General features: G+C 61.5%; 8 protein-coding genes. 7 read left to right on the top strand and 1 reads right to left on the bottom strand.

Features of this window, described 5'->3' with window-relative positions:
- Positions 1-3: 3 nt before the first annotated feature.
- Positions 4-639 carry a DUF3455 domain-containing protein gene (locus MMB74_RS20955; protein WP_277430578.1) on the bottom strand — a complete coding sequence of 212 codons (636 nt, stop codon included), beginning with the start codon at positions 637-639 and terminating at the stop codon, positions 4-6.
- A gap of 223 nt (positions 640-862) precedes the next feature.
- Here MMB74_RS20955 and MMB74_RS20950 point away from each other — a divergent pair, with 223 nt between their 5' ends.
- The 7 genes from MMB74_RS20950 to MMB74_RS20920 all read left to right on the top strand — a co-directional run bounded on the left by MMB74_RS20950 (position 863) and on the right by MMB74_RS20920 (position 11,515).
- Positions 863-1,135, top strand: a complete 273-nt coding sequence (locus MMB74_RS20950) for a hypothetical protein (protein ID WP_277430577.1) — start codon at positions 863-865, stop codon at positions 1,133-1,135.
- Between the two features lie 190 nt (positions 1,136-1,325).
- Positions 1,326-2,156: a CHAP domain-containing protein gene (locus MMB74_RS20945; protein ID WP_277430576.1), complete on the top strand. Its 831-nt coding sequence runs from the start codon at positions 1,326-1,328 to the stop codon at positions 2,154-2,156.
- Between the two features lie 137 nt (positions 2,157-2,293).
- On the top strand, positions 2,294-7,111 hold the full coding sequence (locus MMB74_RS20940; protein ID WP_277430575.1) for a trehalase family glycosidase: 4,818 nt from the start codon (positions 2,294-2,296) through the stop codon (positions 7,109-7,111).
- 335 nt (positions 7,112-7,446) lie between these two features.
- On the top strand, positions 7,447-7,758 hold the full coding sequence (locus MMB74_RS20935; RefSeq protein ID WP_277430574.1) for a hypothetical protein: 312 nt from the start codon (positions 7,447-7,449) through the stop codon (positions 7,756-7,758).
- Between the two features lie 810 nt (positions 7,759-8,568).
- Positions 8,569-9,201 (top strand): CatB-related O-acetyltransferase, encoded by a 633-nt coding sequence (locus tag MMB74_RS20930; RefSeq protein WP_277430573.1) that lies wholly within the window; start codon positions 8,569-8,571, stop codon positions 9,199-9,201.
- A gap of 59 nt (positions 9,202-9,260) precedes the next feature.
- Complete coding sequence (locus MMB74_RS20925) at positions 9,261-10,436, top strand: cytochrome P450 (protein WP_277430572.1); 1,176 nt, start codon at positions 9,261-9,263, stop codon at positions 10,434-10,436.
- 14 nt (positions 10,437-10,450) lie between these two features.
- The gene (locus MMB74_RS20920) at positions 10,451-11,515 is read left to right on the top strand and encodes a hypothetical protein (protein ID WP_277430571.1); all 1,065 of its coding nucleotides are present in this window, start codon (positions 10,451-10,453) and stop codon (positions 11,513-11,515) included.
- Positions 11,516-12,178 lie beyond the last annotated feature (663 nt).

Here is a 12,178-nt window from a genome sequence, read left to right as displayed (position 1 = left end):
GGATCAACGCGTGGCCGTCGACGTCGTATCGGTGGACGCGGCATTGGCCGCGCGATAGAAAAGATACGTTGCGGTGTACGGCACGAGCAGCGATTGTCCTCGTTGGCTGCAAGTGGCGACAGGCGGTACGCCTCCGGAGGTCAGCACGCGCTGCACGGAGGTGACCTGCGCGAAGAGGCCGTGACCGCTCTGCAGCTCATCCTCGTCGCGCGGGACGAGGCGCTCCCACGTCAAAGCGCCTGCGGTAACGATCTCCTCGCCCGCCGGCGCGCCGGCGAATCGACTGCCATCGTACGCGACGAAATGATGACCGGGCATGGCCGTGCCCACGCTGTGCCGCGCGCGATCGACCAGTGTCGCCTCGGAGCCCGTCAGCGCCCAAGACGAGCGGTTGCCGTCGCTTCGGCATTCGTACGTCGTCTCGCCTACCGCGCTCAGCGCCTCTTGCAAGACTTCCTGCGGCGTCGCCCGTAGCGAGGCGGGCAGCGTCTCGTTCGTAGGGAGAACCCGCTCGCTCGAAGGGGGAACCCGCTGCGTGGCGGGCGGCCCGGCACAGCCGGCGATAGCGCTGGCCAGCAGCGCGATCGATGCCACTCGATTCGCAAGACGCGCGAAGCGGGACGGGGCGCGATGTTTCATTTCCGGCGCGGGCTCATATGGGGACACGTCGCATGTTAGCGCGACAGATGCTTTCAGTTCGCTTTTCACTCGACAATTTCGTTTTTCCACGCACCGATGCGCGGGTTGCACCTTTCGCGAATTCGATTCGCGTCATAGTAGGTTACCCCGCGAGTTGGAGCCGCGCCGATGGCGTATGGCAGACCATGCAACGGGGACCCTTCAACTACGCCGAGGAAAATCCATGTCAATCGGAGACATTCTCAGTGGTGCCGTGTCGGTGGTGGGCGACGTGACCGGCATCTCGCCAATCGTGAACGGGGCCGAGTCGCTGCTAGGCATCGGCGGGAACGACGGCTCGAGCGCGATGGACGGCGCGATGGCCAGCGCGCTGATGACGACGATGATGTCGATGTCGGCGGCGATGGGCGCGAATGGGGCGGGCGGCTTCACTTCTGCATTGAAGAAGGCCGATCACAAAGACGGCAGCGACGGCGATGGTGAAGAGAGCGCGTAACGCGCCGCTCGCGGCCGGTAGCGACGCTTCGTTGCTTCGACGCATTGCGGCAGCGTGACCCCAGTGCGCGACCCACGTCGTTCTATCCGTGATTTTTCGCTAGCTGGGTAGGGAGTTCGTTCTTGTGCGCCGACGACGGATCGCAGCGATCCGCCGGGCGCTTGCAGGTATATTTCATTGAGGGAAAGCCATGGCAACTAGCGCAACTTCGTACCTTCCTGGGACATACATCAGGACGACGGAAATCTTCCAACCAACGGCATCTTCCTCGCAAGCGGACTTCCAGAAATGGGAGGGCGAGTGGAAACAAATCTACCAACCAGCGGCAACCTCCTCGCAGTCGGACTTCGACAAGTGGGAAAAGGAGATGCAACAAATCGATTCGTCCTCGGGCACCAACGCGAGCTCCGCCGGCATTTCGCTCAACAGTGGTTTGATTAGTTCGCTGCTGCCGATTCTGTCGGCGCTGATTTCATGGATTAGCGAGGCGATGTCATCGGCTGGTGGAAGCGGCGGTGGCACCGCTGGCGGGAACGGCATGCAACCTGTGAACTATTCCGCGCCGAACGACCGCGGCAGTCATGCGCCCATCGGGCCCGGCGGGAACCCTGCGGACATTGCCGAGAAATTGGAGGGCCGCTCTGCAGATTCGATCGTCAGGAATCAGGATGTGAAGATGGATCACGGCGTCTCGAATCACAAGGACTGCGCGAATTTCGCCTCGGCCGTTCTCGAGGAAGCCGGCTTGATCCCGGCGTCGCAACATACCAACAGCGTCGCCACGCTCAGAAGCGAGCTCTTGCATAAGGATGGCTGGCATGAGGTGAGCAAGAGCCACGCGAAAAGGGGCGATGTCTGCATCGTCGGTGGCGATCAGCATGTCGAGTTCGTCGACCATGTCGACAAGAACGGCAATATCGTGTTGATTGGATCGAACAACGTTCTGAGAGATGGATCGCAGGCGGTCTGCAAAGACAGTAGTACGTGCAATCGCCGCAGCGTGGAAATTCTATCTGAGTAACGCTGTAGCTGCTGTGGCAGGCCCATCCCCGCACTCGTCGCGCGCGACTCTCCGGCCTCGAGACCGGAGTCGCGCGTGAATGGACGAGATCGCTACTAAGACTCCGTTAAATTCAGAGAACTCAAAAGGAGACGCGTATGGCGTCGCGAAAAGTTTCTGGTCCGAGCTCGTCCGGCGCCGCTCGATCGCTCACTCCCACAAACGGCTCGAGCAACGGTCCTAGCGGCACGCCGCCGCTCGTCGCGCCGGAAGTGCCCAAGCGCGCGGGCTTGCTGCGCGGGCTTCGCCGGCACAAGGGCACCGACGTTGCCGATTTTTCCAAGGATTTCGAGCACGCCGTCAATGCTCACTTCGCAAGCGTCGCAGGCTATTCGCCGGCCGTCTTTGGCGATGAAGGCATATTGGCGGAAGAGGACTTAGCGCGACAGACCATCGCGTCATCGTTCCCGGGGCTCGACCCGGCCGATCCCGAGCATGTGCAGCTCACCACGACGCTGCTGAGCATGCAGCCGGCTACCGGGCAGCGTTATTCGAACGGCGTGATGCTCGCGTTCGTCCTTGCCAATGCGACGCGTCAAGATCCTGCGCGCGCGGCGGCGGTCATCCGCAATTGGCATCATCCCGAGCAAGCCGACCCAACGACGCAGGCCGACATCTTCGCGGCCCACTGCGCACTCGCTAAAACGCCGCTGGGTTGGAAGGTGTTGGAGACGATGGCGCCGTCGCCGTGGGTGAAGCTGACCGATACCGATGAACAACGCCAGCGGACGACGACCGCGTTGACGGCCGCCGGCCATTTGATCAACCACCCTGCCGCCAATGGACGCCCAACCAACCTCGAAGAGGCGAGCGAATTGGCGCGGCAAGCGCTTGACTCCGGCTCCCCGGAATCGAAAAGCATCGCTGTCGCGGCCCGCGCGCTGCTGGCCGTGCAGTCGGACGATCCGACCGCCGATCAACTCGAAGCCGCATTTCTGTTTAGCAGTGCAGGCGTGACGGATGCGGACACCCTGTCCGACGTGCGCAAGACGGTAAGGGGCATTCTCGGCCGAGGCGGTCAACCGGCGAGTTGGATCGCACGCGCATTCAAAGGCGAACGGTTTCCGGTCAACGACCAACGCCTCATGGATGCACTGACGCAACAAGCCATGAGCGGTATCTCGAAACATGCGCGAAGCAGCTTGCCGACGGGCGGCGAGAGACCGGACACGCTACGCGCCAAGGTGATCGCCGACGCAGCGCTGGTCGCGAAACTCACGGTCATGAGCGAGCGAATCGACCGCAAGGGATTCCGTGCCCCGATGAAGGTCGGGCATCTTGCCGAAGGCAAGATCGCTAAGGCAACCGCCGAGTTGCTCAATATCGACAAGAAGACGCTGGAAAACCTTTCCGTGTGGCAGGACATCGCCGCCGAGATTGCCGAGCCGCTCGATATCGATTCGTTGCAAGCGATGGCGCGCGCACGAGGCCTCGAGCAAGATCCGGCAGTTGGCAATCCCATCAACGCGCTCTCGCGTTTGAACGGGGGCTGGGCGAGCCGCGCCGAAGGTTTCGGCAGCCTGCTCGACGGCATGCAGCCGGGCTCCGAAATCGAGTTTTCATCGAACGGCGTCCGCGGCAGGAACATAACGGGATGGGCGAATTTCGTGGCCGACGCGTTGAGCTACATCCCATGGGTGCCGAGTGTCACGCCTTTGCCAACCGTCGCCAAGTTGCGCGGGCGCGAGAGCGCTGTTTCGCTGAGTGCGAACGAGGGGCCGGATGGAGCGTATGTCGACATCACGGTTCGTTCGGTCGATCGGACGACACGTACAAAGGTGATGGGTCTCGTCGCCCAATGGAATCTGGTGCCGAAACTCGTTGGCGGTTATGCGGTAGGTGAAATTGGAGGACATAGGGAGGATGCGAAGGGTGAAGCTGTGACCATCCGCATCACGGGCGACAAAGGCGAGACGTTCGAGCAGGTGAAGCAACGAGCGGGCAAGGCAGTCGATGCGCTCAGGCAAGGATCGTGGGAAGGCCTCACCAAAGCAGCGTGGCTAGACCCTCATATGTCGGTCATTCCGCGTAGCACCGCCGAAAACTCGAAGGCGACTTTTGCGTTGTTGACCGGCGTCGCGGCCATCACCATCCCTCACCATCCGACAAATGGCTGGGCCAGCATCGCGCCGCAGGCCGGCGTATCGCGCGGCAACAAGGCTGCCCGCCAGCAGGGGGGAGCGAACGTCACCAGTTTGGAAGAAGACGTCGGGCGAAGCCTCGGCGTGTTCGGGGTCAGTCAGAACCTGCCCGGCGTGCCGCTCGGCACGCACCAAACCCCGGCGGGGCCGATCAGCGGGAGCGCGGGGCTCGGCGCCTACTTCCATCCGTTGTGGAAGAAGAGCAGCTTCAAGCTCTCCCGCAACGTGACGCTCAGCGTAGACGACACCGGCAGGGTGTATCGCCAAGTCACGATGGATCCGGACACCTACGAGAAATGGCGGACGAATCAGGCGGGCAGCGACGTGCTCGTGCCGCCGCTCGCGCCCGATTTGGCGTTGCCGCCGGAACTGCCCCTGACGCGAGGTGGTCGCAGTGTGCAGGTGCTGCAGTATGCAAAGCCCGAGGAGCAACGGAAACTGGCCGATCTTCTCGATTTCGCGAAAACGATCGCACAGGCCGGTGGCGACCCCGGCATGGCAGGCGCCGCTATGCGCGACGCGATGGCTCGCGAAAATTTCTGGGGCGATTACGACATTACCGAGCGCCGCACCATAGATGCGCAAAGGGGCGGCGGGCCGGCGGCCTATGTCTATTTCCTGCATGCGATGCGCGGCTTGAAGATGCGATCGAGCGAGCCCGTCAGTGCACCCGTGGGACCGAACCGCTTGAATGGCACGACGCCGGCGGAGCAGGTTACGCCGCGCGAACAACGCGGCCGGTTGCTCAAGAGGAACGAGCCGTCGCGGTTCGCCCCCGCGGCGCCAGGTTTCAAGATGTCGCCGATGCAGGAGCAACTGCGCAATCTCTTTAGCCGCTACCCCAAGGCATGGCGAGTCGAGCCGAAACTCGTACCCACGCACGCGGATACTTACGGCGATCTGTTCAAACTGGTCCAGCTTCGCACCGACATCCACGGCGGGCATAGCGCGATCGGTCAACGGCTCAGGGAATTCTTCGGCGGCGACGATAGCATCTCGTTCATCACGTGCGTGCCCAAGCGCAAGCCCGATGGGAGCACGCGCGAGCCCGATGAGATCATGCGCGATTTCAAGAAGCTCAAGGCTGACTATTGGTTCAAGAAGACCGGGCAGCTTGGCGGAGAGGATGTGCCGATCGACGAACTCGATCTCGAATCGCTCGAGGTCTGGTCCGAGTTCGACCTGACCGACTTCCTGAACGAGAACTTCGAGAGACAGATTCCCCCAGGTGAACCGTGGAAGTACGAACCGTATCCTGCCGTGCCGCTGGGCGCGCACGTCGAACGGATGCGAGAAGAGAACGTCACCGATATGCGGAATCCGCCGATGGGTGCGTCCACGAGGCCGTTGCCTCACTACCCGCAGCCCGTGCCGTCGCGTCGGTTCTGGTTCGCGCGCTACGGGTGGGATGGCATTCCGACGGTCAAGGGTCTCTTGGCCGCTCGCCGATTCGATCGTGCGCGTATTTGCCTCGACAACGATGCTTACGAGATCGAGCACGACGGGGAGGTCCACAACGGCAATGAAGCGCAGTACAGCGGCCGCGTGCAGCCTCTGTCGTTCACGCTCAATGCCGGAGATTATGCGACGGCGCTCGGCGACGACCGGCATCTGGTGCCGTACCTGAAGGCGATGATGATCGAATATCGAAATCGTCAACGCGGCATCGGCGATATCACGGCCGGTCAGGTGTTCAACGGTGTGGCGATGATGCCCGAAGGCGACATCGTGCTCAGGAACCGAGACTATGCGGACGGCGCACGACCCGAGGGTTATGTCGAGGATGTGAGAGCGGCGCGTAAGGCACTGCAGGCGGGCATCGACCCCGAGTTCGTGTACGCGCACTACCGGCAAAGCGCCGCGAGCGGCATCGACATGAGCGTTGCGCACGACAGCCCTGTCGATGGCCGCCCGGAGCTGCCGTTCTTGGGCTCCTTGCAGGAAAACGCGCACCTCGCCAAGGCGGAGGAAGTCATCGTCCGTGCACTGAGAGCCGCCGGACATCACGACATGGCCGAGCAGGTTCAGCAAGTGCACGATCAGCGGATCGAAGGGCTACGACGTGCGTTCATCAGGACGTCCCCGGATGGGCGTGTCAACGTCGGCGCCTACCTTCGCCTGCGAGAGAACGAGCTTCACCCGCTCGACACGGCGGAAATCGCTAACCTGCTGTGGGCGGGCATCGCCACGAAGGAGAACACGCCGGAAGCCGTCGAGGAAGTCTCGGCCATGTTGGAACGACTGGCCACGCCTGGCGGCCTCGGGTCGACGGCCGCCGACTGGAGCCACGAGCAATGGGACTCGCGCAAGCGGATATGGGCCATGCACAACCTGAAGGCCGTCGAAGGCCTCGAGCGTATCGGCGAGCACGAAAAAGCAAAGAGGGTTGCGATCGCGTTTGCGGAAGCGGCTTGGGCGACGTACATACTTACGGGTCATACGTTCGAGAAGAACGGCTTCGACGGCACGCCGGGCGGTGGCGGCGAGTACAAGGTCGAAGCCGACATGACGATGACCAACGAGACGCTCGCCTATTTCGCTTCGCTCTATCCGGAGGTCCAGGCGATCCTCGATCGTCCGATGCAACCGGAATCGACGTTGCAGTATTTGCGCGAACATCAGGCAAAGGTGCATGACTATCAAGACGCGCATGGCCTGCCCAGATCCGATGACGATCCACTGAACCTAGCCATCGCCCAGCTCGAGCTTATGGCGCAGCAGCAACGCCAGATGACCGAGCGCATGCAGTCGGCCTTCCAGCGCCCAGGCGAGTAATCGGCACAAGCGTTCGAGCAAACGCGCGTCGTTGTTCCGGTTGAGTTGGCGTAACGCGCGCAGCATGAAATAGGAGAATGAGATTAATGCTTAAGGCTAGACTGTCGGGAGCTGCAGCGCGGTTGTCGGCAAGGGTTGCGGAACGGAGCAAGGGGGCAAGCGAGCGGGGTGCGAGTGCGGCCGATATGCAAGGTCGTGTGACCGGGCCTCTACGATCGCTGCTTGATCGTGCCGTTAGAACGCGGGAGTCCCGGCTCGCGTCCCGGGCGCGTCCTGCTGCTCAGTGCGTTGCGCCGCAAGGGCGTATACCCGATGCCTCGGTTTATGCGCCCGCTTTGCAGGAACGCTACAGCGAATTGCATACGCTTGGTCCCGACTTCCGTGGCGTGATTTACGTAGCACGCTTGGACGACCGGTCCAATCAAATCGTGTCGCTGATTCGGGTGGCCGATAGCGGCTCGGGCCGCCGCACTCCGCGGATCGAGGTGGGTCCCTCTATCGACTCCTGGCGTGGCAGGGAGCCGATGACGCCGTTTGCACGCCAGGTCATGCAAGACGAATTGCGGGAGCAGATGCGTGACGGCCGCTTCGTGACGTTTAATGAAACATTCCCGGACTTCAAATTCCTGCAGCGTGATGCGAGTTAGTCATTCTGAATGACCGGCATCCCGGAAAGATAGAACCGGAAACCGCATTTTTAGGCTATCGGCGGCGAGCGTTCGAGTTAAGCATCGCATCTTCATCCAAATCATAGAAATTCGGCGAGGCCGGCCGTTTCGATGGCCGGCCTCGCCGAAGATTTGTGTCGTCCATCAACCATTCCTCTTAAGGATATTTATATGGGAATCGTTAGTCGTATTGCTTCTGCTGTTACGGGAAAAAGCAGTTCTTCGTCCTCGGACTCGAGCGGCGCTCAGTCGTCGTCCTCCTCCGACGCAAGCCCCACGACACGGCAAACTCCGGCGCACCTCGCTGATCTGCCGGGGCAGAAGGAGGCGGAAGAAGCCGCCCAGGATCAGTTTAAAGGATCGAGGTTCAACAACGGGTTTCGCCGCAGCTAGTCGCACGGCCGAATCGATGCCGACCCGAGGCGGATAATCTCAGATGCTGCGCTACCTGCTAGCGCCGAATTTCGGCTTTAGCAGGTTCGATCAGCATCATGCGATCTAGCTAAGCGTTCGCGTTGGGCTGGTCGAGTAAGATCGACCGTGCGTAGGACAGTGGAGCTGGTGCTGGGCTTGGCGTTGTATCGCGCAGCTTGGTGAACGTCAACTGAACGTGCTCGAAGAGCATCCAGCCCCGTCTGTAGCCGATACGAGCTGCTTTCTATGCGACTGCACAGGGCGGAAAACGAACCTTGCTTCGCGGAGGCAGCGTGTGCTTCGCGGCAACCGCATGATCATGCGCGATCGACGCGCATGATATCTCTCTGATAAGAGAACTGTGCGATTCGATTCATGCCCTTTGTCATTCCGAATCCCGACGATAGCCATCCGGTCCCAGGCTTGCCATCGGTGACGTTTTTAAAGAATGCGGTCACGCGCCCCAACGTCGTGGTTGGTGATTTCACTTACTACGCCGACCGAAACGGCGCGGATGCCTTTGAGCGAAATGTGCTCTATCACTTCGAATCGATCGGCGACCAGTTGATTATCGGCCGCTTCTGCTCGATCGCGGCAGGCGTGAGGTTTCTGATGAACGGCGCCAATCATCGTCTCGATTGGTTCAGCAATTTTCCGTTTCATTTGTTTGCGCAAGACCCTCGAGACATTCCCGGAGCGAAGCTACATAACAAGGGCGACACGGTGATAGGAAACGACGTTTGGATCGGCAACGGGGCGACATTCTTGCCCGGCGTGAAAGTCGGCGACGGAGCCATTATCGGCGCCAATGCCGTGGTCACGTCCGACGTTGCTCCTTACGCGGTCGTGGGCGGCAACCCGGCGCGCGTGCTTCGCTATCGGTTCGACGAAGAAACGATCGCCACGCTGAGATCGATCGCATGGTGGAATTGGTCGCCCGAGAAGATTGCACGGCATGTGGCCGCGCTGTGCAGCCTGGACCTCGACGCACTGGTTCACGCTCAATGAAACCTTCGTCGAACAACGTTCGCGATTCGCTCGCGACATCCGGCGAGCCCGATTGGGCCATGGACAGCATTGTCCCGTTGATCCTGGGAAGCGGCACGAACGATCCCTATCCGATCTACGATCATTTACGCAGGACCGAACCGGTGTATCGGGACGCCAGCGGCGTATGGCTGATTTCGTCCCACGAGGTCATCGTCAGAATCCTTCAAAATTCCGACGAAGCCTTTCGCACGCAAGTGACTTCGAAACACCCGGCGTGCCTGAAGGACATGATTCTGCTGCAAGGTCCCGCGTCGCACGAGCGGTTGCGCAGGTTGATGGCGCCGCTGTTTTGCGCCGAAGCCGTTGCCGATCTTCAAGCGTTCGTGGCTCGGGAAGTGGCGCGCCTGCTCGCACCGCTCGAGCATGTGCCGCAATTCAATCTTGCGGAGGCAGCCCTATCGCTGCCGATTCGCACGATTTGCCGGATGCTCGGGATCGCGCCGGAACAATCGCTGGTCTGGCTCCGTGCGTCCGCGCCGGCAATGCAATTGATGGGTTCGCTGTTCCTGACCGATGCCGAACGGGCGCATCTGGAGGAGGGCACGCAGCACTTCGTCGAGATGTTGGAAGCGTATATCGACGGCGTCGATCGGGACGCGACGCCGGACCATCCGGTTAGCCGCTTTTTGCGGCTCGAACGAGAAGGGGAGATCAGCCGCTCGGAAATCGTGGGCAACTTTCTCTTTCTGTTCGTGACGGGCTTCGTCACCACGACGGTGTCGATCGGCAACGTGGTCGCGCATGCACTCAAAGACCGAAGCATTTGGCAAAGGTGGTGTGCCGACAGATCTTCGATCCGGTCGACGGTACGTGAATTGATGCGCTATGACACTGCCGCCCACGCGATCATCCGATATGCCGCTCGAGATACCGAACTCGGCGGCCGCCAAATTAGAGGCGGCGACAAGATCTTGTTGTTGCTGGGGGCCGCGAACCGTGACCCACACGAATTCGAGTCTCCCCATGAAATCGACCCGGACCGAAAAGAGGGGCGCTCGTTGACGTTTGGAATGGGAGCTCACGCTTGTATTGGCCGCATGTTGTCGATCATGCAAATCGAGGTGCTCGTGGGCGCGCTCGTCGATCGCATGCCCGAACTCGTCATCGATGAAGAGAAGAGCGTGCGCCGCCAAAACGGGCGGGTGCATGGTTATCGAGATCTCTGGCTGATGCATTCAAATCGAAGCAATTGACCTTGGAACCATACATGAACGAAGGAATTGACCCGGCAGGAAAGGGCTGGCGCGGATTTGAGTCATTCAATATCGACCCGAACGGCGAGCAGGACGCAAAGGTCGACTCGGCGCCGCTTCGTCAATCCAGCGCGACGTTTTGGGAAGGCCTCAGAAAGTACAAGCGCGAGGGCGTTTCGCGAAAAAGCGGGCCGCGCGTCGGCAACGAAGACGTGAATGAAGCGCGCTCGGACGAATCGCGCTTTGCCCTCGCGCCGGGCGCTGATGCCGAGGATGTTGCGCGACGCGTTACAACGAACGAACCGGCCGCCGTAAGCGAGTTGCCGATTCCGATCGCCGGTCCGCGTTCGATCGCGGATGAGCGTCGCGCATTGCAACAGAGCGCGCAGGCTTTGCCACGCGTTGTCGAGTCCGTCGACGCGACGCTGCACGAAACTCGGAGCGCGTACATGCGGGCGCGATCAGAAGCGCGTGTTGCCGCCCGGGATCTGGCTCAGGCGATCGATGTATCCAAGAAGGCCGAGGAGCGGGCGGTGAATTGGTATGTCGAAGCGGTGATCGACGAAGTGAGGGGCAGCTTTCCGGGAGAGGTCGGCCCGATCGACGACGGCTTCGCCACGCGCGTGGCGACATGGTTGCGCGAGCCGAGCGTCGCGGGCGTGGCTGAGCTCGCGGACTATGACGTTGGCGCGGTAGGCGGGCGCGACCCCTTCGATCGATTGATGCAAGACGCGCTAGATCGAGTGACGTCGCGCGAAGACCCCGAAGCGTCCCGGCTTCACGAAGCCGAAAACGTCGCGTACTCGGAGCAGAGGCGGGCCGAAACGACTTTCAAGGTCTTGGACGAGCAACTGTCGCGTCTACATAAGCGAGTGCTTGCATTTCAGGATGCATCGGCAGCGGCGCACTTGACGAACGAGGCGGTGAAAGCTGCGCTCGAGGCGAATTCGCTTGTCGTAGACGGCGAGGCGGACTCGCCTGCCGCGGAGCAGGCGCGAACCCTGACACGGCTCGCGCAAGACATGCTGGGGGATCTGAACGGCATGTTGGGCGCAATCAACGACGAGATGCGTTCCTAGCAGCGGCCCGACGTAGTCCGATCGTCCCGAAAGTCCTCCCTTCACCGCTGAACTCGCATCGAATTGGCCTGCGCACTGGCACCGCCATGCGTGCGGGCCATTCGTCCACATTACTCCCTATGATCAATCCCGGCCCGATCGACTCGAATCGCGACTCCTTGCGCGCAGGTTCAGATTCCGCAGCCGTCCAGCCCGGCCCGCAAGCAGCCTTTGTCGAATCCCTGCCCAAGTGCGGTTCTCCTTGGCTTGACGCTCTACTGAGCCTTCGCGTGGACGGCGGCAGGCCGCCGGGGGCGGCGGCCGATCCGGACGCATTCGCGCTCGCGTCGAGCCGGCAAGCGCACGAGGCACCCGCTTTTCGGTTTGCACGCGATGCCCACGCGGGTGCCTATGTCGATTTCGCGCAAACCCACGAAATGACGGCTTATCTGGCGCAACGAGCTCGCACGCCCGACCGCATCGTCAGTGCATGCGGGGCAAAATCTCGGCTTTGGGCGCTCGAATTGCTGCAAGCCGGGATACCGAAAGATGCTTTGCGCGTGGCCGCCATGTTCGTGCCGGACGTTTCTCCACAAGGCCTCGAACGAGCGCATGCCACGGGGGAGATCATGTCTGCGCCATCGCGTTTCACCGATATTCCGTTTGCCGAGCGACTGCAACGCG

It is taken from the genome of Trinickia sp. Y13 (assembly GCF_029522115.1).
In the GTDB taxonomy this organism is placed as follows: Bacteria; Pseudomonadota; Gammaproteobacteria; order Burkholderiales; family Burkholderiaceae; genus Trinickia.
This window is presented reverse-complemented; position numbering and strand designations above follow the sequence as displayed.